Below are 20,695 nucleotides of genomic sequence, written 5' to 3' on the forward strand. Positions count from 1 at the left end.
TTCGCGAGGAAACGCGCGACACGCCCATCCCGTTGCGCGCGCATGCCGATGCGGCGCATACCTTCGATCAAGAGAACGCAATACCGGGAAATACTTTACACCTCTACTTGAGGTTTAAGGTTTAGCCCGATCCAGGCTCGAAAAACTCGGAGGCCGGCCATGAGCCAGAACCAGAACTACCTCGCCGTGATCAAGGTCGTCGGCGTCGGCGGTGGCGGCGTCAACGCCGTCAACCGCATGATCGACCTCGGTCTCCGCGGAGTCGAGTTCATCGCTGTGAACACCGACGCGCAGGCGCTGCTCATGAGCGACGCCGACGTCAAGCTCGACGTCGGCCGCGAGCTCACTCGCGGACTCGGCGCCGGTGCCGACCCCGAGGTCGGCCGCCGTGCCGCCGAGGATCACGCGGAGGAGATCGAGCAGGCCCTCACCGGTGCCGACATGGTCTTCGTCACCGCGGGCGAGGGAGGCGGCACCGGAACGGGTGGCGCTCCGGTCGTCGCGCGCATCGCCAAGTCGATCGGCGCTCTCACCATCGGTGTCGTCACCAAGCCGTTCTCGTTCGAGGGACGCCGCCGCCAGAGCCAGGCCGAGGCCGGTGTCGCGAAGCTCAAGGAAGAGGTCGACACCCTCATCGTGGTGCCGAACGACCGTCTTCTCGAGATCAGCGACCGCGGGATCTCGATGATCGAGGCGTTCGCGACGGCCGATCAGGTTCTCCTCGCCGGTGTGCAGGGCATCACCGACCTCATCACCACGCCGGGTCTCATCAACCTCGACTTCGCCGACGTGAAGTCCGTCATGCAGGGCGCGGGCTCCGCGCTCATGGGCATCGGGTCCGCTCGAGGCGCCGATCGTGCGATCAAGGCCGCCGAGCTCGCCGTCGAGTCGCCGCTGCTGGAGGCATCCATCGAGGGCGCGCACGGTGTGCTGCTGTCGATCCAGGGTGGCTCCAACCTGGGCATCTTCGAGATCCACGACGCCGCGGACCTCGTCAAGGAAGCGGCGCACCCCGAGGCGAACATCATCTTCGGTACCGTCATCGACGACACCCTCGGTGACGAGGTGCGCGTCACGGTCATCGCCGCAGGCTTCGACGGCGGAGAGCCCTCGCTGAGACTCGACCCGATGGTCGTGTCTCGTCCCGCGACCGCGACGCTGCCGGAGGTCGCGCTCCCGGAGGACAAGGATGCAGCGGCCGAGGACGAGACCGAGACCGCGCCAGCCGCGGCTCCGCAGCGCACGCACACGACCAGCATCGAGCCTGCGTTCGCCGACGACGACATCGACATCCCCGAATTCCTGAAGTGACCGACCTCGGAGCGCGGCTGTCGGCGATCGACGAGCAGATCGCCGACGCCGCGCGCCGGGCCGGGCGGGACGCGGTGGAGATCACCCGCATCGTCGTGACGAAGTTCCATCCCGCTGAGCTCGTGCGCGAGCTCAGCGCTCTCGGGGTGCGAGAGGTCGGGGAGAACCGGCAGCAGGAACTGTCCGCGAAGCGCGACGAGCTCGAGGCGTTGGACCTCACGTGGCACTTCATCGGTCAGGCGCAGACGAACAAGGCGGCGGCGATCCGTCGCAGCGCCGACATCGTCCACTCCGTGGATCGCGTGCGCCTCGCCGACTCGCTGCATCGCGCAGCCGAGGACGACAGTGTTCTCGACGTGCTCGTCCAGGTCAACCTCACGCCCGACGCCGCGCGCGGAGGCGTGCAGCCCGCGGAGGCCGCGACTCTTGCCGAGCACGTCCTCGCGCTCCCATCCCTTCGGCTGCGCGGGGTCATGGCCGTCGCACCTCTCGACGAGGAGCCGGCATCCGCTTTCGCGCGTCTGCACCGTGTCGCCGACGAGGTGCGCGGTGTCGCTCCCGACGCCACGTGGATCTCCGCGGGGATGACCGGCGACTTCGGCGAGGCCATCGCCGCGGGCGCGACACACCTTCGGATCGGGTCGGCAATCACCGGCCCCCGCCCCGACCGGGGTTAACCTCTACAAAGACCAACCCGTATCGTTCGAACCGGAGGACACGATGGGTAACCCGCTGAAGAAGACCATGGTGTACCTGGGCCTCGCCGATGAGGAAGAAGCCTATGAAGAAGAGCAGCAGGCACCCGCTCGCGCTCACCGCGAGCGCGACCGCGACCGCGAAGAGCCGGCACCGGCTCCTGTCACTCCGTTGCGCCGCCCCGTCGCCGTCCGTCAGCCGTCGGTGGGTGCCGTGAACGAGATCCTCACGGTCCACCCCAAGCAGTACCGTGACGCTCAGCTGATCGCCGAGAGCTTCCGCGAGGGTGTTCCGGTCATCATCAACCTGTCCCAGATGAGCGATGCAGACGCCCGCCGTCTCATCGACTTCGCCAGCGGTCTCTCCCTCGGCCTCTACGGTCGTATCGAGCGCGTGACCTCGAAGGTCTTCCTGCTCTCGCCGGAGAACATCGCGGTCTCGGGCCAGGGGGGTATCGCGCACGCGGACGCGGAGTCCGCGGGCTTCGATCAGTAGTAAGCCGTGCAGCTGGTCTCGATCGCCGCGAGCATCATCCATCTGGTGCTGCTGCTGTACATCTTCGTCCTCTTCGCGAGGCTGATCCTCGACTACATCCCTTTGTTCAACAGGGAATGGCGTCCCAAGGGCTTCGGCCTGGTCGTCGCCGAAGCCGCCTACACGGTGACCGATCCGCCCATCCGGTTCTTCCGGCGGATCATCCCGCCCCTGCGTATCGGCACGCTGTCGTTGGATTTCGGCTTCGCCCTGACGATGCTCATCGTGTTGATCCTGATGAACATCGTCAGACTCTTCATCTGACCCCTGCCAGTTCTCCCTCCTGGGTGTCGTGACATCGCGGCGCCAAGGTGCGGGGGCTATGCTGGCTCCCAGGTGCGCGCCCCGGGTTCGCGCCAGATCACGACCACGCCATATCGAAACTGGCAACCGAACTCACCGAAAGAGGAGCCATCATGGCACTTACCCCGGATGACGTCGTCACCAAGCAGTTCCAGCACGTTCGCTTCAAGGACGGCTTCGACCCGGACGAGGTGGACGACTTCCTCGACGAGATCGTCATCGAGTGGCGCAAGGCCCTCGAGGAGAACGTCGAACTGAAGGCCAAGCTGGCCGCCTACGAGTCGGGGGCCACCCCCGACGCCGAGCCGGCTGCGGCCGCCCCGGTCGCCGAGGCCCCCGCGCCTGCAGCTCCGGCCCCCGTCGCCGAGGCTCCCGCGGAGTCCGCTCCCTCCGGCTCCGCCACGGCGACCGCTGGAATCATCGAGCTCGCACAGCGTCTGCACGACGAGCACGTCGCCGAGGGTGAAGCGAAGCGCAACCAGCTCATCGCCGACGCCGAGACCGAGGTGGCCCGCATCCGCACCGAGGCGGAGGCGAAGCAGCGCGAGGAGTCGGCCCGTCTCGAGCGCGAGCGCAACACGCTCGAAGCCCGGATCACCGAGCTCCGCAACTTCGAGCGCGATTACCGCTCGCAGCTGCGCGGCTACATCGAGGGTCAGCTCCGCGACCTCGACGAGAAGTCGGCTTCCACGGACTCGACGCCCGTCTCCGCGATCGGACTGTAGGTCGTAGGTCTTGAGCCCACGCCTTCCCCTTCGTCGGTCGGCGGCCGGTGCGATCGTTGCGATTCTCGCAGCGCTCGTGCTGGCCGCCGATCAGTTTGTGAAGTACCTCACCACCGAGAACCTTCCCTACCAGGAGCCGGTTCCCGTCCTCGGTGAGTTCCTCCAGCTGTACTACGTCCGAAATCCCGGAGCGGCGTTCTCGCTCGGTTCGGACGTCACATGGATCTTCACGATCGCTCTCGCGGTCGTCGCCGGTGTCATCGTCTGGAAGGCATTCGGTCTGCGCTCGCGACTCTGGGCCGTCGTGCTCGGCGCGCTGCTCGGCGGTGTGCTCGGCAACCTCGGAGATCGTCTCTTCCGCGACCCCGGCTTCCCCGTGGGACACGTGGTCGACATGATCTCGATGCCGTGGATGATGCCCGCGATCTTCAACATCGCCGACATCTTCATCGTGTGCGGCATGATCTCGGTCGCACTGCTCGTCGTCTTCGGGCTGCGTTTCGACGGCTCCCGCGAGCGGGATCACGCCCCCGTCGAGACGGAGGAAGAGGCGGAGGCCGCGGCAGCGGAACAGGAGTTCGCGACACGCGACGACGTCCGACGACCGGCGGCGCCGGCCGACGACGAGCGCTGATCGTGGAGTCGCGCTCACTGCCGGTGCCCGACGGCCTCGAGGGCGCGCGGGTCGACGCCGCTCTCGCCAAGATGCTCGGCTTCTCGCGAACCTTCGCGGCGGATGTCGCGGCGTCCGGCGGCGTGCGCCTCGACGGCGTGACGCTCGACAAGTCCGACAGGCTGCGCGGTGGAGGCTGGCTCGAGGTCGAGTGGCAGCCCAAGGAAGGGCCGAAGATCGTTCCGATCGCCGTGCCAGAACTCGGAATCGTCTTCGACGACGACGACATCGTCGTGGTCGACAAGCCGACCGGTGTCGCGGCCCATCCCTCCATCGGTTGGGAAGGGCCGACGGTGGTCGGTGCGCTGGCGGCCGCCGGGTTCCGAGTCGCGACCAGCGGCGCGCCCGAGCGTCAGGGCGTGGTGCACCGGCTCGACGTCGGCACGAGCGGCCTGATGGTCGTCGCCAAGACCGAGACCGCCTACACGAACCTCAAGCGCGCCTTCAAGGAGCGCACGGTCGAGAAGATCTATCACGCGGTGGTCCAGGGGCATCCCGACCCGCTCGCGGGCACGATCGATGCGCCGATCGGTCGGCACCCGAACCACTCCTGGAAGTTCGCGGTCACCCCCGACGGCAAGCCCTCCGTCACCCATTACGAGACGCTCGAGGCGTTCCCCGGTGCGTCGCTTCTCGAGATCCATCTCGAGACCGGACGCACTCACCAGATCCGCGTTCACATGGCAGCGCATCGGCATCCGTGCGTCGGTGATCCTCTCTACGGCGCCGACCCCACGCTGTCGGCCCGCCTCGGTCTCACGCGGCAGTGGCTGCACGCGCATCAGCTCGCGTTCTCGCATCCGGCGACCGGCGATTGGGTGCAGTTCGAGTCTCCGTATCCGACCGATTTCCAGCACGCTCTGGCGGTGCTCCGCGGCGAGTGATCCCTCGCCGCTCCGGCGGGATGTCGGATGCCGGGGCGATACTGATCGCATGGACATCGAGGTTCGACCCGCCACGGTCTTCGCCGACGTCGCCACACTGGTCGGCCCGAAGAAGCCGACCTCGAACGTCTGTTTCTGCCTGAGTTATCGGATCGGTAACGCCGAGAACCAGGAGCTCCGCGGCGAGGAGCGCGCTACCCGCGTGCGCGGGCTCTGCGCCGAGAGACCGCCGCCCGGGGTGATCGCCTACCTCCACGACGAGCCGGTCGGCTGGGCGGCGGTGCACCCTCGACGCGACACGAGTTTCGCCACCAGTCGCAGGATCCCGCACATCGATGACATCGACGTCTGGTCGTTGTGGTGCATCCGCGTGCGCCCGGGGCATCGCAAGCAGGGCATCTCGCACGCCCTGGTCGACGGGGCGGTCGCTTTCGCGCGTGCCCAGGGGGCGCCCGCGATCGAGGCCTACCCGGTCGACAACGCGGGGGAGCGGGTCGACCCGACGATGGCGTACGTCGGCACGCGCGCGCTGTTCGAGCGGGCGGGCTTCGAGAGGTCGGCCGAGACGACCTCGCGTCTGGGCGGATTCCCGCGCGTACTGATGCGGCTCGACCTGAGGGGCTGACATCCGCGGGCCCGATCGGCGGCCCGATGTCGGGTGCCGAAAGTAGACTCGAATCATGGCATCCGACTCCTTCGTCCACCTGCACGTGCACAGCGAGTACTCGATGCTCGACGGGGCGGCGAAGATCAACGCGATGACCCAGGCGGCCGCGGAATACGGCATGCCGGCGATCGCCGTCACCGATCACGGCAACACCTTCGCTGCCTTCGAGTTCTACAACGCGGCGCGCAATGCGGGGGTCAAGCCGATCATCGGGCTCGAGGCGTACATGACGCCGGGAACGCACCGCAGCGACAAGACGCGCGTGCAGTGGGGATCGCCCGACCAGAAGAGCGACGACGTGTCGGGTTCGGGCGCCTACACCCACATGACGATGTGGAGCCAGAGCACCGAGGGCATGCACAACCTCTTCCGCATCAGCTCCCGCTCGAGCATGGAGGGCTACTACTTCAAGCCCCGTATGGACCGAGAGTTGCTTCAGACGTATGGCAAGGGGCTGATCGCGACGACCGGATGCCCCTCGGGCGAGGTGCAGACGCGACTACGCCTCGGGCAGTACGACGCGGCACGTGCGGCGGCCGCCGAGTTCCAGGACATCTTCGGCAAGGAGAACTACTTCGCCGAGATCATGGATCACGGGCTCTCCATCGAGCGCCGGGTGATGACCGACCTGCTGCGTCTGGCGAAGGACCTCCACATCCCGCTGGTCGCGACGAACGACTCGCACTACACCCACCAGCACGAAGCCGATGCGCATGAGGCCCTCCTGTGCGTGCAGTCGGGATCGACCCTCGACGACCCCAACCGCTTCAAGTTCGACGGCGACGGCTACTACATCAAGACCGCGGCAGAGATGCGTCAGCTGTTCCGGGACCACCCCGAGGCGTGCGACAACACGCTCCTGATCGCCGAGCGTTGCGAGGTCGAGTTCAACACCGCGGCGAACTACATGCCGCGGTTCCCCGTGCCTGACGGCGAGACCGAGGACAGCTGGCTCGTCAAAGAGGTCGAGGCCGGGCTCCATTACCGCTACCCGGGCGGCATCCCCGACAAGGTGCGCAAGCAGGCCGAGTACGAGACCGGGATCATCCTCCAGATGGGCTTCCCTGGGTACTTCCTCGTCGTCGCCGACTTCATCAACTGGGCGAAGGACAACGGCATCCGGGTCGGTCCGGGGCGTGGTTCCGGTGCGGGATCCATGGTCGCGTACGCGATGAAGATCACCGATCTCGACCCTCTCGAGCACGGCCTGATCTTCGAGCGCTTCCTCAACCCCGATCGTGTCTCGATGCCGGACTTCGACGTCGACTTCGATGACCGTCGCCGTGGTGAGGTCATCGAGTACGTGACCAAGAAGTACGGCTCGGAACGCGTCGCGCAGATCGTCACGTACGGCACGATCAAGTCCAAGCAGGCGCTCAAGGATGCGGGACGCGTGCTCGGGTTCCCGTTCAGCATGGGCGAGCGTCTGACCAAGGCGATGCCGCCGCCCGTGATGGGCAAGGACATGCCCCTCGACGGAATGTTCGACTCGGCCCACCCCCGGTACAAAGAGGCGAGCGAGTTCCGTGCGCTGATCGACACCGATCCCGAGGCGAAGACGGTCTTCGACCGAGCGCTCGGTCTCGAGGGGCTCAAGCGCCAGTGGGGTGTGCACGCGGCCGGTGTCATCATGTCGTCCGACCCCCTGCTCGACATCATCCCGATCATGCGCCGCGAACAGGACGGCCAGATCGTCACGCAGTTCGACTACCCGTCGTGCGAGTCGCTCGGCCTGATCAAGATGGACTTCCTGGGGCTGCGCAACCTCACGATCATCTCCGATGCGCTCGACAACATCCGCACGAACAGGGGAGAGGAGCTCGACCTCGAGCACCTCGCGCTCGACGACCGCGGCGCCTACGATCTCCTGGGTCGCGGAGAGTCGCTCGGCGTCTTCCAGCTCGACGGCGGTCCGATGCGCTCGCTCATGCGATTGATGAAGCCCGACAACTTCGGTGATATCTCGGCCCTCATCGCGCTCTACCGCCCGGGGCCCATGGGAGCGAACTCGCACACCAACTACGCGCTGCGAAAGAACGGCCAGCAGGCGATCACCCCGATCCATGCCGAGTTCACGGAGTCGCTGGCCGACATCCTCGAGGAGTCCTACGGCCTGATCATCTACCAGGAGCAGGTGATGGCCATCGCCCAGCGCGTCGCCGGGTTCTCGCTCGGTCAGGCAGACATCCTGCGGCGCGCGATGGGTAAGAAGAAGAAGTCCGAGCTCGACAAGCAGTTCGCGGGCTTCCAGGCGGGCATGCACGCCAACGGATACTCCGACGGGGCGGTCAACGCGCTCTGGGAGATCCTGCTCCCGTTCTCCGACTACGCCTTCAACAAAGCGCATTCCGCCGCCTACGGAGTCGTGTCGTACTGGACCGCTTACCTGAAGGCGCATTATCCGGCCGAGTACATGGCTGCGCTGCTCACCAGCGTCGGCGACTCGAAGGACAAGATGGCTCTCTATCTCAACGAGTGCCGCCGAATGGGCATCAAGGTGCTGCCGCCCGATGTGTCGGAGTCGATCAACTACTTCGCGGCCGTCGGCGACGACATCCGCTTCGGGCTCGGTGCCGTGCGCAACGTCGGCAGCAACGTCGTCGAGGGCATCGTGCAGGCTCGGAAGGATGGGCGTTTCACCTCGTTCCACCACTTCCTCGACAAGGTGCCGCTGCACGTCGCGAACAAGCGCACGGTCGAGTCCCTCATCAAGGCGGGCGCGTTCGACACGATGGGCGACTCCCGTCGTGCGCTCGTCGAGATCCATGAGGACGCCGTCGAGGCGGCCGTCGACCGCAAACGGAACGAAGCCCAGGGGGCGATCGGCTTCGACTTCGACAGTCTGTACGACGGTATGGAGGAGGCCGCGCCGGCGAAGGTCCCGGCGCGCCCCGAGTGGATCAAGAAAGACAAACTCGCGTTCGAGCGGGAGATGTTGGGTCTCTACGTCTCCGATCATCCGCTGGCCGGACTCGAGGTCCCGCTCGCGAAGCACGCCTCCATCTCGATCCACGACCTCAACAACTCCGAGGACCTCCAGGACGGTGACCAGGTCACCGTCGCGGGTCTCGTGACGAGCGTTCAGCATCGCGTGGCGAAGGCGAGCGGGAACCCGTACGGCATGATCACCGTCGAGGACTTCAACGGCGAGGTCACCGTGATGTTCATGGGAAAGACGTACACCGAGTTCCAGCACGTCCTCCAGCAGGACTCGATCCTGGCCGTGCGCGGTCGTGTCTCACGACGTGACGACGGGCTCAACCTCCATGCGCAGTCCGCATTCGCCCCGGACGTCGGGTCGTTCGACGCCGCAGGGCCGCTCGCCCTCGTGCTCGCCGAGCAGCGTGCCACGGAGCGGGTGATGCACGAGCTCGCCGACGTGCTCCGGCGTCACTCGGGTGAGACCGAGGTCGTCCTGCGCGTGCATCGAGGCGGTACGGCGAAGGTGTTCGAAGTGCCCATGCCCGTGAAGGTCTCCGCCGATCTGTTCGGTGACCTCAAGTCGCTCCTCGGACCGGGCTGCCTGGGTTGAGCGGGTAGTATCAGGACGCGTCGGAACGCGCCTCCCCCTCTGCGCGTCGTGACGAAAGGAAGACCCATGAGTACCGATATCCCCGACAACGCGGATGCCGAGAACGAGGCGTTCCTCGACGATGACGGCGTCCTGTACGACGAAGAGGTCACGCCGGAGTTCGGCATCCTCGGGTTCACCCTCCGGGAGCTCTCGATCGTCGGCGTCTGGCTCATCGCCTTCGTCGTCTCCTTCTTCCCGCTGACCGCCGGTGCATCCATCTGGGGAGCGGGCATCCAGTGGATCCTGCCGATCGGAGTGCCGACGGCAGCCGTGTTCCTGCTCGTGCTGCGGCGGTTCTCGCCCGACGGTATCCGCCGAGTCGGTTCCCTCGGGATCGATCAGTTCGCATCGGTCGCCTTCTCCGTCTCGGCCGTGACGTGGATCAGCGCGCTGTGGTCGTCGATCGCCGCGGCGATCGAGTTCGGTGTCTGGACCCTCAATTGGGCCGGCATCGTGCAGCTTCTCGCTTCCCTCGCGCTGGTCGCGCTGACGGTCTTCGCGCCGATCATCCCGGGGCTGAAGGAAGACTTCCACGGCCGACTCGTCACGCTCGCGCACCGTAACGCGAATCCGGTACGCCCGGTGATCGCGCGCCCACGGTCCGAGCACCCCACCCCCGCCGAGGCGGAGGTCGCCGCCGCGCCCGATACGTTCGCGCCCGAGACGGATGCGAACGAGTCGGTCGCACATGATTCGATGACGGCTCCCGGCGGGTCCTGGGACGGCGCAGAGCCGCCGACCACCCGACGTCCCGCTTTCGACACCGACGCCGCCGACGGCTACGCGACCGACGAGATCGCACGCTTCGATCTGCCCCGACAGGTGCCGCTGGCCGCGCACGCGTCGGGCGGAGGAACCGGCACCGAGGACGCGGTCGCCGAGGAGGAATACACCCCGTCCTACTCCCGTCGCTCCCGTGCCCCCGAGATCATCTCCGATACCGGCGAGATCGAGTCCTTCCTCGACGAGGTCGCCGAGCCGGTGCCTGCTCCCGCCAGTACGGGAGCGGAGCACCCGACCGATGTGTTCGGCGGCGAGTCCGTCGTCACGGATCCCGAGGCCACGCAGCCCCGGGAGCCCGCACAGGCGCCGCAGCCCTTCTGGATCCTCGCTCCGTCCGAGCGCGACGTACACGATGAGCGTGGCGAGGCGATCTTCCGCATCGGCCCGCAGGCCTGGGCCCTCGTGATCGAGGACCGCGGTGGCGCTTTCGTCGTGCGGCACGACGACGGCCGAATCGGGTACCTCCACGACATCTCCGGCATCACGAAGGGCTGAAGTGCGAATCATCGATCTGCGGGGGCGCGAGCTCTCGCCGGCAGACATGCTCGCGGCCGTGCCGCGCGCGACGCAGGCACGCGCCGAGGCGCTCGACACGGCTGCCCGGCTCGTCGAGGACGTGCGCACGCAGGGGGAGTCCGCGCTCCGTGATCAGGCGGAGCGCTTCGATCACGTCACCGAGCACGCGATCCGCGTTCCAGCCGCGCACATCACGGAAGCGCTCGACATGCTCGCTCCCGAGGTGCGCGCCGCACTCGAAGAGGCGATCCGCCGTGTGCGCCTCGCTTCCGCTGCCCAGGTGCCCGCGGATCAGACGACCCTCGTCGGTCCGGGGGCGCGCATCGTGCAGCGATGGCAGCCCGTCAACCGGGTGGGTGTGTACATCCCCGGGGGCAAGGCCGTGTATCCGTCGAGCGTCATCATGAACGTGGTTCCGGCGCAGGTCGCCGGTGTCTCGCAGATCGCCCTCGCCTCACCACCCCAAGCGGATCAAGATGGGCGCATCCACCCGACGATCCTCGGCGCGGCCGCGCTGCTCGGCATCAGCGAGGTCTACGCGATGGGAGGCGCCGGCGCGATCGGTGCGTTCGCGTGGGGCGTTCCCGGCGTCGGGCTCGATCCCGTCGACGTGGTGTCCGGTCCGGGCAACAACTACGTGGCCTCCGCGAAGCGGGCGGTCGCGGGAGTGGTCGGGACGGATGCCGAGGCGGGAGCGACCGAGATCCTCGTCGTCGCCGACGCCTCCGCCGACGCCCGCCTCGTCGCTGCCGACCTCGTCAGCCAGGCCGAGCACGATGAGCAGGCGTCCGCGGTGCTCGTCACCGATTCCGAAAACCTCGCCACTCGTGTGGCGCACGACGTCGCGGTCCAGGGTGCGGCCACCCGGCACCGCGAGCGGGTGTCCATCGCTCTTGACGGACCGCAGTCCGCGATCGTGCTCGTCGACGATCGGGCCATGGCGGTGGCCTTCAGCAACGCGTACGCACCCGAGCACCTCGAACTGCACCTCACCGACGCCGAGGCCGCGGCATCCGCCTTCACCAGCGCGGGCGCCGTTTTCGTCGGAGACCAGACGCCCGTCAGCCTGGGCGACTACATGGCCGGCAGCAACCACGTGCTGCCGACGGGGGGACAGGCGCGGTATGCGCCGGGCCTCGGAGCGTACACGTTCCTGCGCCCGCAGCAGGTGATCTCCTACGACCGGGCCGCTCTCGCCGAGGTGCGTGACGGCGTGGTCGCGTTGGCGAACAGCGAGATCCTCCCCGCGCACGGCGAGGCGATCGAAGCACGATTCACGGAGTAGGTTGTACGGATGCACTGCCCCTTCTGCCGTCACCCCGATTCCCGTGTGATCGACTCCCGCACGAGCGACGACGGCCTCTCGATCCGCCGACGCCGACAGTGCCCCGAGTGCGGCGGGCGGTTCACGACCACCGAGACCGCGAGCCTCAACGTGATCAAGCGATCGGGAGTGATGGAGCCGTTCAGCCGGGAGAAGGTGATCTCGGGTGTGCGCAAGGCTTGTCAGGGCCGTCCGGTCACTGAAGCGGATCTCGCCATCCTGGCGCAGCGCGTCGAAGAGGCCGTCCGGCAGACGGGAGTCTCCCAGCTCGACACGAACGAGATCGGTCTCGCCATCCTCGGCCCGCTCCGCGACCTCGACGAGGTGGCGTTCCTCCGCTTCGCGAGCGTCTACCAGGCCTTCGACTCGCTCGAGGATTTCGAATCCGCGATCACCGACCTCCGGGCAGACCACGCGAAGGCCGAGTCCGCCGAGCGGTAATCTGGCAGTGATGTATCCGCTGCTCTTCCGCGCTGTCCTGTCGCGCTTCGATCCCGAGTTCGCCCACCACGCCGGTATGGCGGTGATCCGTGTTCTCGGCGTGCCGCCGTTCTCCACCGTCACCCGATCGCTCACACGTCCGGATCCGTCGCTGCAGGTGAAGGCCCTCGGGCTCACGTTCCCCTCTCCGTTCGGTATCGCCGCGGGGTTCGACAAGAACGCGGTCGGGGTGCGGGGGTTCGCCGCACTCGGGTTCGGTCACGTCGAGGTCGGGACGATCACGGCGATCCCGCAGGACGGGAACCCGAAGCCTCGGCTGTTCCGGCTCGTGCCCGACCGTGCGGTGATCAACCGGATGGGCTTCAACAACAAGGGGGCGGATGCGGCCGCTCGGCGGCTCGCGCGTCTGCGGCGCGGTGCCCCGAACACCGTCATCGGCGTGAACATCGGAAAGAGCCGTGTCGTCGACGTCGAGGACGCGACGGCGGACTACGTCTCCTCGGCCACCCGGCTCGCACCGCTCGCCGACTATCTCGCCGTGAACGTCTCGTCGCCGAACACGCCTGGACTGCGCGGTCTGCAGGCGGTGGAGACGCTGGCGCCGCTGCTGCGCGCGGTGCGCGACGCCTCGGGCACGACACCGCTGCTGGTGAAGATCGCCCCCGATCTCCCCGATGAGGAGATCACGGCCATCGCTCAGATGGCGGTAGCCGAGGGACTCGCGGGGATCATCGCCCACAACACCACGATCAGTCGCGACGGACTGCGCACCGCCCCCGAGATCGTCGCGGCGGCCGGTGCCGGTGGACTGTCGGGGGCGCCGCTCAAGGAACGGTCGCTCCAGGTGCTGCGTGTCGTGCGCGCCGCGGTGCCTGCGGACTTCTGCGTCATCGCGGTCGGGGGAGTGGAGACCTCCTCCGACGTCGAGGAGCGTTTGGCGGCCGGCGCGACGCTGGTACAGGGATACACGGCATTCCTCTACCGCGGCCCGCTCTGGGCACGTCAGATCAATCGCGGACTGCGTGGCCGCTCACCGCTGCCGCGGGGCTGACGCCCGTACGCGAAACGCCTCGTCTCCGCAGGGGACGAGGCGTTTCCGCATGTATGGGAGTGGATCAGTCGGGGTACTGGCCGCGCTTGACCTGCGGCTTCGGCAGGCGCATGAAGCGCATCTGCAACGAACGCATCGCGGCGTACCAGCCGAGGCCGCGTTCCATGCGCTCCTGTCCGAACTTCGCGGCGACCTTGCGCTTGACGCGGATGCCGAGGAGGATCATGCCGCCGATCGCGATGACGAGGTACGCCATCATCACGAGGTAGGCGTAGTAGGAGACCAGAGTGCTGAACGGCACGAGCGTCGCGAGGATCACGAGCACCATCACGGCCATCACGAACTCGGCGGGGTGCCAGCCGGCATCCACGTAGTCGCGCACCCAGCGACGCTGCGGACCCTTGTCGCGGGCGGGGAGGTACTTCTCCTCACCCGCGGCCATACCGGCCTGTGCGCGAGCTCGACGCTCGTTCAGCTCGGCGCGCGCGGCGGCCTTGGCCTCTTTGGTGTTGGCGACGAGAGGGCGACGGCGGGCCGCCTCCTGTTCTGCGCGGCTCGGCGTCGCCCGGCCCTTTCCGACGGCGGGCGTCTCGGGGGCGTCGTCGTTCGTCGAAGGGGATGCAGGAGTAGTGGCCACGAGGTTCCTCGGTTCGCTGACGGGGGATCACCTTAAGATTACTCGCATGACCTCTGCTGAGATTCCCCCCGTCTCCGAACCGGACATCCTCGAGGCGGTGGCGACCGGGAACCCGGCCGCGCTGTCGGACCTCGGGCACCTCGTCCGTATCCCGGGAATGGCCTGGCCGGCGTTCGATCAGACCCAGCTCGTGCGCAGCGCCGAGGCCGTGGCGGCGCTCGCGACGGGTACCGGCGTCTTCGACGAGGTGCGCATCCTCCGTGCTGACATCCCCGGAACGGACGAGCAGGGGCAGCCGGCCGTCCTGGCGACCCGGGCGGCTCGGAACGGGCGTCCGACGATCCTGCTCTACGCGCACCACGACGTGCAGCCCCCCGGGGACGACGCGCTCTGGGAGACGCCTCCGTTCGAGCCGACGGTGCGTGACGGTCGTCTGTACGGGCGAGGAGCGGCCGACGACAAGGCCGGCATCATGGCGCACATCGCATCGATCCGCGCCGTGGCGGAGGTGATCGGAGACGACCTCGACCTCGGCATCGCGATGTTCATCGAAGGCGAGGAGGAATACGGCTCGCGCTCCTTCGCGCAGTTCCTGTCCGACAACAAGGACGCTCTGCGCGCCGACGCGATCGTCGTCGCCGACTCGGGCAACTGGGATTCGACCACGCCGGGACTCACCGTCTCGCTACGGGGGAACGCTCGGTTCACGATGCGTGTCCGCACCCTCGACCACGCCTCGCACTCGGGCATGTTCGGCGGCGCGGTGCCCGACGCGATGATGGCGACGGTCACGCTCCTCTCGACGCTGTGGAACGATGACGGCTCGGTGGCCGTGGACGGGATGACGGAGAGAGACGCCGCGACGCCGGAGTACACCGAGGAGACGCTGCGCGATGAAGCCGGCCTCCTGCCTGGCACGTCGCCGATCGGCGGGGGCACGATTCTCAGCCGCATCTGGAACAAGCCGTCGGTCACCGTGATCGGCATCGACGCCACGAGCGTGGCCGCTGCATCCAACACGCTCCTCCCGGAAGTGACGGTCGTCATCAGCGCCCGGGTCGCGCCGGGCCAGACCGGGCAGGAAGCATACGAGGCGTTGGAACGTCACCTGCGTGCGCACGCGCCGTTCGGCGCCGAGCTGACGTTCTCCGACGTCGACCTGGGCAACGGCTTCCTCGTCGACACCTCCGGGTGGGCCGTCGCCCTGACGCGCGACGCGATGCGCGATGGGTACGGCGTTCCGCCGGTGGACCTGGGCGTCGGCGGATCCATCCCGTTCATCGCCGATCTGGTGCGGGAGTTCCCCGAAGCGCAGATCCTCGTCACCGGGGTCGAGGATCCGCACTCACGTGCGCACAGTCCGAACGAGTCGCTTCACCTCGACACCTTCCGCAACGCGGTCGCGACCGAGGCGCTGCTGCTGGCGCGGATGAACGCTCTCACACTGCCCCAGTGACGGCGAGTCGCACGGTTCTCACCGGATCCCGCCGACTTCGCCGACGACGGCGGTAGAATTACGGGGAAAGCCGTGCGACTGCGGCCCGTCACAAGGAGCGACATGAGCGACACCACCCTGACCTCAGAGACCACCAAGGCCCACGGCATCAGCCTCACCGACGCGGCAGCGACCAAGGTGAAGAACCTGCTCGAGCAGGAGGGCCGCGACGACCTCCGTCTGCGCGTCGCCGTGCAGCCCGGCGGATGCTCCGGCCTGATCTACCAGCTCTACTTCGACGAGCGCTATCTCGAGGGTGACGAGACCGTCGATTTCGACGGCGTCGAGGTCATCGTCGACAACATGAGCGTGCCGTACCTCGACGGTGCGTCCATCGATTTCAAGGATTCGATCTCGGAGCAGGGCTTCACGATCGACAACCCCAACGCGGCCGGCAGCTGCGCCTGCGGCGACAGCTTCCACTGACGCTTATCGGCTCCGCCAACCTGCGTGGTTGGCATGAATCGGGTGTGAGGTTGCTCTAGACTTGGGTGTGCCCTATCCGCAATCTGAAAGGTGCATCGTGCCCTCGAAACGCCGCCGCCTTCGTTGGGCCGCACTCCCTCTGGGAGTCGCGGCAGCTGTGGCCCTGGCGGGATGTACCACCGCCGAGCTGAACGGCTATCTCCCCGGCTTCGTCGATGATGGCCCCGCTGCCACCAACCAGACCGAGCGTGTGTCGTCGCTCTGGGTGAACTCCTGGATCGTCCTTCTCGCCGTCGGTGTGATCACCTGGGGCCTCATGGCCTGGGCCGCGATCGCGTACCGCCGTCGCAAGGGCCAGACGGGTCTTCCCGTCCAGATGCGCTACAACATGCCGATCGAGATCTTCTACACGATCGTGCCGCTGATCCTCGTGCTCGGAATGTTCTTCTTCACCGCACGCGACCAGGCCGCGATCGAGACGCAGTGGGATGACCCCGACGTCGAGATCACTGCGATCGCGAAGCAGTGGGCGTGGGACTTCCAGTACGACGCCGACTCCGAGGACGACACCGTCTGGACGATGGGTATTCAGGCCCAGCCCGATGCCGAGGGCAACATCGACCAGTCGCAGCTGCCGACCCTGGTGCTCCCGGTCGACCAGAAGGTCACGATCAAGCTGCAGTCCCGCGACGTCATCCACTCCTTCTGGATCATCGACTTCCTCTACAAGAAGGACATGTACATCGGGAAGGACAACTCCTGGTCGTTCATCCCCACCCGCGTGGGGGAGTACGCAGGGAAGTGCGCCGAGCTCTGCGGCGAGTACCACTCGATGATGCTCTTCAACGTGAAGGTCGTCGAGCAGGACGAGTACGACGCGTACCTCGAGACCCTGAAGGACCAGGGCAACACGGGAGACATCACGGACGCTTACGACCGTCTGTCGAACTACCCCGGAACGACCCCGAAGAACGACTCCGAAGAAGGAGAGGAGTAAGCCATGTCGACGACTGAAGCACCCCGTACCGACGAGGCGCACCGCTCCCGTCCCACGACTCTGCCCCCGCGTCAGGCCTCTCTCATGAGCTCCTCGCGCGTCGAGCAGAAGGGCAACATCGTCGTCAAGTGGATCACCTCCACTGACCACAAGACGATCGGGTACATGTACCTCATCGCCTCGGTGCTGTTCTTCCTCCTCGGGGGCGTGATGGCCCTGGTCATCCGCGCCGAGCTGTTCGCTCCGGGTATGCAGATCATCCCGACGAAGGAGCAGTACAACCAGCTGTTCACGATGCACGGCACGATCATGCTGCTGATGTTCGCGACGCCGCTGTTCGCGGGCTTCGCCAACGCGATCCTGCCCCTGCAGATCGGTGCTCCCGACGTCGCGTTCCCGCGTCTGAACGCCTTCGCCTTCTGGCTCTTCCTGTTCGGATCGACGATCGCCGTCGCCGGCTTCCTCACCCCTCAGGGTGCGGCATCCTTCGGATGGTTCGCCTACCAGCCCCTCGCAAGCGCCTCCTTCTCGCCCGGAGCGGGTGGAAACCTGTGGATGCTCGGCCTCGGAATCTCCGGATTCGGCACCATCCTCGGCGCGGTGAACTTCATCACAACGATCATCACGATGCGCGCACCGGGTATGACGATGTGGCGCATGCCGATCTTCTCCTGGAACACGCTCGTCACGAGCCTTCTGATCCTGATGGCCTTCCCGGTCCTCGCGGCCGCGATCTTCGCCGCCGGCGCCGACCGCGTGCTCGGTGCTCACATCTACGACCCGGCCAACGGCGGTGTCCTGCTCTGGCAGCACCTGTTCTGGTTCTTCGGACACCCCGAGGTGTACATCATCGCCCTGCCGTTCTTCGGCATCGTCTCGGAGATCTTCCCGGTGTTCAGCCGTAAGCCGATCTTCGGATACAAGACGCTCGTCTACGCGACGATCGCGATCGCCGCGCTCTCCGTGGCGGTGTGGGCGCACCACATGTACGTCACCGGATCCGTGCTGCTGCCGTTCTTCGCGCTGATGACGATGCTCATCGCGGTGCCGACGGGTGTGAAGATCTTCAACTGGATCGGCACGATGTGGCGAGGGTCCGTGACCTTCGAGACCCCGATGGTCTTCTCGCTCGGCTTCCTCGTCTCGTTCGTCTTCGGTGGTCTGACGGGTGTCATCCTCGCGGCCCCTCCGCTGGACTTCGCGCTGTCGGACTCCTACTTCGTCGTGGCGCACTTCCACTACGTCGTCTTCGGAACCGTCGTGTTCGCGATGTTCGCCGGCTTCTACTTCTGGTGGCCGAAGTGGACCGGACGCATGCTCAACGAGCGTCTCGGCTACGTGCACTTCTGGATGCTGTTCATCGGCTTCCACATGACGTTCCTCATCCAGCACTGGCTGGGCGTCGACGGTATGGTGCGTCGCTACGCCGACTACTCCGCGGCCGATGGCTGGACCTGGCAGAACCAGGTCTCCACGATCGGTGCGATGATCCTCGGTGCGTCCATGCTGCCGTTCTTCCTGAACGTCTGGATCACGGCCCGCAAGGCGCCGAAGGTCACCGTCAACGACCCGTGGGGCTACGGAGCATCGCTCGAGTGGGCGACCTCCTGCCCGCCGCCGCGTCACAACTTCACGTCGATCCCGCGCATCCGCAGCGAGCGTCCGGCCTTCGATCTGAATCACCCCGAAGCAGCGGAGTTCGCCACCACGGCTCCGGGCGAGCGAGAGGTCCACTGAGCCATGCGCGACAACGTCATCCTCTGGTGGATTCTCACCGCCTTCTTCGCCCTCGTCGGAGTGATCTACACCGGCTGGCACATCCTCGCAACGCCGAACGACAATTTCGCCATGCGGATCGAGTGGGTCGGCACGACCGCGCTGTTCTTCGCCGCCTTCATGGGAGCGATGATCGCTTTCTACCTCGACCGCACGCACAACGCGCAGGGCGGTGAGCTGCCGGAGGACATCCTCACGTCGGACATCGACGACGGCGACCCCGAGCTCGGCGAGTTCAGCCCGTGGTCGTGGTGGCCCCTGGTGCTGGCCGCCTCCGCCGGTGTCTTCGTGGTCGGTCTGGCCGTCGGACACTTCCTCCTGCCGATCGGCCTGGCGATCTTCGTCGTCGCGATCGTCGGCTGGGTGTACGAGTACTACCGCGGTAACTTCGCTCGCTGATCGAGCGCACGAAAGAGGCCCCCAGGGAATCCTGGGGGCCTCTTTCGCGTCAGGCGCGGCTACGTACCCGGGGGATTCCGGTGAGCGGGTCGACCGGCCGACGGTGCACGCCATCCGCATCCTCCACCGGATAGCCTTCGCGCGCCCAGTACTCGAATCCACCGATCATCTCGCGCACCGTGTAACCGAGGCGGGCGAACGCGAGGGCGGCCTTGGCGCCGGCGTTGCACCCGGGACTCCAGCAGTAGACGACGACCTCGCTGCCGACAGGGATCTCCGCAGGCGCCCGCGTCTCGATCTCGCTGTAGTGCATGTGCGTCGCCCTGGCAACGCGTCCTTGTGCCCAGGCTTCGGCGGAGCGCACGTCGATCACGACCAGCGGCCGCCCCGCTCGAAGATCGGCGTGGACATCACTGGCGTCGGTCTCGTAGGCGAGCTTGGCGGAGAAGTAGTCGGCGCGATCGATCATGTCTTTCAGAGTAGGAGAGACGCAGGTCTGTCCGCGCTCGTCAATCGGTCGGCTGTGGGTCTTTTCCAGCCAGGTGCGCCCCGTCGTCGAGCTCGGCCGTCATCTGGACTCTGCGACCGTAGCGATCGATCCCGAGCTCCGCTTCGGCGTCGATCAACGCTCGCTGGAAAGCGGTCTCGGGGAGGCTCTCGAGGAACCCGCAGGTGGCGTAGAACGGAGCGTTCCAGGGCACCTCGGCGTAGGTGCGCAAAGTGATGCGGGAGTACCCGCGTTCGTGCGCCTCACGCAGCGCGGCGCGCACGAGAGAGCGCCCGTGCCCCCGTCTCCCTGCCGAGGGGAGCACCGACAGCTGTTCGAGGTGCGCGTGTCCGTCCGCGTCGAGCACGTGCACGAAGCCGACGGGGGAGTGGGTGGTGTCGTCCTCGATGATCAGGATGAACCCCGGAGCAGCGAGGCGGGCTGTGCCGTCCTCGGCTCCGGGCCACTCCCAGGCGCCGAGAACCTCGACGAGGAGAGCATCCGCCGCCGACTCGATCGCCTGCAGGTGTTCGGCGTCGGCGGGGAGCGCGGTTCGGATGGTGTCTTTCATCGTCGGTCTCCCTGCACCGCGGCGATCGCCTCGATCTCGACCAGCTGATCGTCGTACCCGAGCACCGTGACTCCGAGAAGAGTGCTAGGAACATCGTGCGAACCGAATGCCGCTTCGACGACGTTCCAGGCCGTGACGAGGTCAGCCTGGCGCGTGGAGGCCACCAGTACGCGCGTGCTGATGACGTCTGTCAGTGAGGCGCCTGAAGCGGCGAGGGCGCCCTGCAGGGTCTCGACGCAGCGCGCAGCCTGTGCGGCGTAATCGCCCGGGGCGGCCGTGCTGCCATCGTCCTCGAGCGGGCAGGCGCCGGCTAGAAAGATGAGGCGAGCGTCGGCGGGAGCTGTCGCGGCGTAGGCATACGGGGTGTCGGCGAGGGAGTCGGAACGGATGAGTCGGACTACAGACGTCATACTCCGATCCTCCCA

Annotated in this window: 22 protein-coding genes; 18 read left to right on the forward strand and 4 right to left on the reverse strand. The window is 67.0% G+C overall.

The window, feature by feature from the left end:
• Positions 1-159 precede the first annotated feature (159 nt).
• The 13 genes from ftsZ to ACIPVN_RS00430 all read left to right on the forward strand — a co-directional run bounded on the left by ftsZ (position 160) and on the right by ACIPVN_RS00430 (position 13,482).
• On the forward strand, positions 160-1,311 hold the full coding sequence (ftsZ, locus tag ACIPVN_RS00370) for a cell division protein FtsZ (protein WP_400438090.1): 1,152 nt from the start codon (positions 160-162) through the stop codon (positions 1,309-1,311).
• Positions 1,308-1,988 carry a YggS family pyridoxal phosphate-dependent enzyme gene (locus ACIPVN_RS00375; RefSeq protein ID WP_400438092.1) on the forward strand — a complete coding sequence of 227 codons (681 nt, stop codon included), beginning with the start codon at positions 1,308-1,310 and terminating at the stop codon, positions 1,986-1,988. The genes ftsZ and ACIPVN_RS00375 overlap by 4 nt, the downstream gene beginning before the upstream one ends.
• Before the next feature lie 43 nt (positions 1,989-2,031).
• Positions 2,032-2,502 carry a cell division protein SepF gene (locus tag ACIPVN_RS00380; protein ID WP_247622091.1) on the forward strand — a complete coding sequence of 157 codons (471 nt, stop codon included), beginning with the start codon at positions 2,032-2,034 and terminating at the stop codon, positions 2,500-2,502.
• Between the two features lie 6 nt (positions 2,503-2,508).
• Positions 2,509-2,805 carry a YggT family protein gene (locus tag ACIPVN_RS00385; protein ID WP_247622092.1) on the forward strand — a complete coding sequence of 99 codons (297 nt, stop codon included), beginning with the start codon at positions 2,509-2,511 and terminating at the stop codon, positions 2,803-2,805.
• A gap of 152 nt (positions 2,806-2,957) precedes the next feature.
• Entirely contained in the window at positions 2,958-3,569 is a 612-nt protein-coding gene (locus tag ACIPVN_RS00390) for a DivIVA domain-containing protein (protein WP_400438095.1), read from the forward strand.
• A 10-nt stretch (positions 3,570-3,579) separates the two neighbouring features.
• Positions 3,580-4,203 (forward strand): signal peptidase II, encoded by a 624-nt coding sequence (lspA, locus tag ACIPVN_RS00395; RefSeq protein ID WP_400438097.1) that lies wholly within the window; start codon positions 3,580-3,582, stop codon positions 4,201-4,203.
• Between the two features lie 2 nt (positions 4,204-4,205).
• Positions 4,206-5,126, forward strand: coding sequence for an RluA family pseudouridine synthase (locus ACIPVN_RS00400; protein ID WP_400438099.1), 921 nt, complete (start codon positions 4,206-4,208; stop codon positions 5,124-5,126).
• Between the two features lie 49 nt (positions 5,127-5,175).
• Positions 5,176-5,751, forward strand: a complete 576-nt coding sequence (locus ACIPVN_RS00405; RefSeq protein WP_400438101.1) for a GNAT family N-acetyltransferase — start codon at positions 5,176-5,178, stop codon at positions 5,749-5,751.
• Positions 5,752-5,806: 55 nt separating this feature from the next.
• A complete protein-coding gene (gene dnaE / locus ACIPVN_RS00410; protein ID WP_400438103.1) occupies positions 5,807-9,325 on the forward strand; it encodes a DNA polymerase III subunit alpha in 3,519 nt (1,172 codons plus the stop codon).
• 66 nt (positions 9,326-9,391) lie between these two features.
• Positions 9,392-10,645: a hypothetical protein gene (locus ACIPVN_RS00415; protein ID WP_400438105.1), complete on the forward strand. Its 1,254-nt coding sequence runs from the start codon at positions 9,392-9,394 to the stop codon at positions 10,643-10,645.
• Position 10,646: 1 nt separating this feature from the next.
• Positions 10,647-11,951, forward strand: coding sequence for a histidinol dehydrogenase (hisD, locus tag ACIPVN_RS00420; RefSeq protein WP_400438107.1), 1,305 nt, complete (start codon positions 10,647-10,649; stop codon positions 11,949-11,951).
• Between the two features lie 9 nt (positions 11,952-11,960).
• Entirely contained in the window at positions 11,961-12,431 is a 471-nt protein-coding gene (nrdR, locus tag ACIPVN_RS00425) for a transcriptional regulator NrdR (RefSeq protein ID WP_400438109.1), read from the forward strand.
• A 10-nt stretch (positions 12,432-12,441) separates the two neighbouring features.
• Positions 12,442-13,482: a quinone-dependent dihydroorotate dehydrogenase gene (locus tag ACIPVN_RS00430; protein ID WP_400438111.1), complete on the forward strand. Its 1,041-nt coding sequence runs from the start codon at positions 12,442-12,444 to the stop codon at positions 13,480-13,482.
• Positions 13,483-13,546: 64 nt separating this feature from the next.
• Here ACIPVN_RS00430 and ACIPVN_RS00435 read toward each other — a convergent pair whose 3' ends face one another.
• On the reverse strand, positions 13,547-14,119 hold the full coding sequence (locus tag ACIPVN_RS00435; RefSeq protein ID WP_400438113.1) for a DUF3043 domain-containing protein: 573 nt from the start codon (positions 14,117-14,119) through the stop codon (positions 13,547-13,549).
• 46 nt (positions 14,120-14,165) lie between these two features.
• Between ACIPVN_RS00435 and ACIPVN_RS00440 the strand changes: the two genes are divergently transcribed.
• The 5 genes from ACIPVN_RS00440 to ACIPVN_RS00460 all read left to right on the forward strand — a co-directional run bounded on the left by ACIPVN_RS00440 (position 14,166) and on the right by ACIPVN_RS00460 (position 19,212).
• Entirely contained in the window at positions 14,166-15,575 is a 1,410-nt protein-coding gene (locus ACIPVN_RS00440; protein ID WP_400438115.1) for a dipeptidase, read from the forward strand.
• Between the two features lie 102 nt (positions 15,576-15,677).
• Positions 15,678-16,040: an iron-sulfur cluster insertion protein ErpA gene (gene erpA, locus ACIPVN_RS00445; protein ID WP_247622104.1), complete on the forward strand. Its 363-nt coding sequence runs from the start codon at positions 15,678-15,680 to the stop codon at positions 16,038-16,040.
• A 97-nt stretch (positions 16,041-16,137) separates the two neighbouring features.
• Positions 16,138-17,037, forward strand: a complete 900-nt coding sequence (gene coxB / locus ACIPVN_RS00450) for a cytochrome c oxidase subunit II (protein ID WP_400438118.1) — start codon at positions 16,138-16,140, stop codon at positions 17,035-17,037.
• Between the two features lie 3 nt (positions 17,038-17,040).
• A complete protein-coding gene (ctaD, locus tag ACIPVN_RS00455) occupies positions 17,041-18,774 on the forward strand; it encodes a cytochrome c oxidase subunit I (RefSeq protein WP_400438120.1) in 1,734 nt (577 codons plus the stop codon).
• 3 nt (positions 18,775-18,777) lie between these two features.
• Positions 18,778-19,212 carry a cytochrome c oxidase subunit 4 gene (locus tag ACIPVN_RS00460; protein ID WP_400438122.1) on the forward strand — a complete coding sequence of 145 codons (435 nt, stop codon included), beginning with the start codon at positions 18,778-18,780 and terminating at the stop codon, positions 19,210-19,212.
• 49 nt (positions 19,213-19,261) lie between these two features.
• Here the strand turns inward: ACIPVN_RS00460 and ACIPVN_RS00465 are convergent, their stop codons facing one another.
• Genes ACIPVN_RS00465 through ACIPVN_RS00475 form a run of 3 tightly spaced genes read right to left on the reverse strand, consistent with a single transcriptional unit; the run spans position 19,262 to position 20,680 of the window.
• The gene (locus ACIPVN_RS00465; RefSeq protein WP_400438124.1) at positions 19,262-19,681 is read right to left on the reverse strand and encodes a rhodanese-like domain-containing protein; all 420 of its coding nucleotides are present in this window, start codon (positions 19,679-19,681) and stop codon (positions 19,262-19,264) included.
• Positions 19,682-19,721: 40 nt separating this feature from the next.
• Positions 19,722-20,270: a GNAT family N-acetyltransferase gene (locus ACIPVN_RS00470; protein WP_400438126.1), complete on the reverse strand. Its 549-nt coding sequence runs from the start codon at positions 20,268-20,270 to the stop codon at positions 19,722-19,724.
• Positions 20,267-20,680 (reverse strand): RidA family protein, encoded by a 414-nt coding sequence (locus tag ACIPVN_RS00475; protein ID WP_400438128.1) that lies wholly within the window; start codon positions 20,678-20,680, stop codon positions 20,267-20,269. The genes ACIPVN_RS00470 and ACIPVN_RS00475 overlap by 4 nt, the downstream gene beginning before the upstream one ends.
• Positions 20,681-20,695: the final 15 nt, after the last annotated feature.

Origin of the sequence: Microbacterium sp. NPDC090003 (assembly GCF_044748385.1) — a bacterium.
In the GTDB taxonomy this organism is placed as follows: domain Bacteria; phylum Actinomycetota; class Actinomycetes; order Actinomycetales; family Microbacteriaceae; genus Microbacterium.

Bases quoted from the DNA above. Each gene is read 5' to 3' on its own strand.
- ftsZ (WP_400438090.1), top strand. From the start codon at position 160: ATGAGCCAGAACCAGAACTACCTCGCCGTGATCAAGGTCGTCGGCGTC.
- ACIPVN_RS00380 (WP_247622091.1), top strand. From the start codon at position 2,032: ATGGGTAACCCGCTGAAGAAGACCATGGTGTACCTGGGCCTCGCCGAT.
- ACIPVN_RS00390 (WP_400438095.1), top strand. From the start codon at position 2,958: ATGGCACTTACCCCGGATGACGTCGTCACCAAGCAGTTCCAGCACGTT.
- ACIPVN_RS00405 (WP_400438101.1), top strand. From the start codon at position 5,176: ATGGACATCGAGGTTCGACCCGCCACGGTCTTCGCCGACGTCGCCACA.
- dnaE (WP_400438103.1), top strand. From the start codon at position 5,807: ATGGCATCCGACTCCTTCGTCCACCTGCACGTGCACAGCGAGTACTCG.
- ACIPVN_RS00415 (WP_400438105.1), top strand. From the start codon at position 9,392: ATGAGTACCGATATCCCCGACAACGCGGATGCCGAGAACGAGGCGTTC.
- nrdR (WP_400438109.1), top strand. From the start codon at position 11,961: ATGCACTGCCCCTTCTGCCGTCACCCCGATTCCCGTGTGATCGACTCC.
- ACIPVN_RS00430 (WP_400438111.1), top strand. From the start codon at position 12,442: ATGTATCCGCTGCTCTTCCGCGCTGTCCTGTCGCGCTTCGATCCCGAG.
- ACIPVN_RS00440 (WP_400438115.1), top strand. From the start codon at position 14,166: ATGACCTCTGCTGAGATTCCCCCCGTCTCCGAACCGGACATCCTCGAG.
- erpA (WP_247622104.1), top strand. From the start codon at position 15,678: ATGAGCGACACCACCCTGACCTCAGAGACCACCAAGGCCCACGGCATC.
- ctaD (WP_400438120.1), top strand. From the start codon at position 17,041: ATGTCGACGACTGAAGCACCCCGTACCGACGAGGCGCACCGCTCCCGT.
- ACIPVN_RS00460 (WP_400438122.1), top strand. From the start codon at position 18,778: ATGCGCGACAACGTCATCCTCTGGTGGATTCTCACCGCCTTCTTCGCC.
- ACIPVN_RS00465 (WP_400438124.1), bottom strand. From the start codon at position 19,681: ATGATCGATCGCGCCGACTACTTCTCCGCCAAGCTCGCCTACGAGACC.
- ACIPVN_RS00470 (WP_400438126.1), bottom strand. From the start codon at position 20,270: ATGAAAGACACCATCCGAACCGCGCTCCCCGCCGACGCCGAACACCTG.
- ACIPVN_RS00475 (WP_400438128.1), bottom strand. From the start codon at position 20,680: ATGACGTCTGTAGTCCGACTCATCCGTTCCGACTCCCTCGCCGACACC.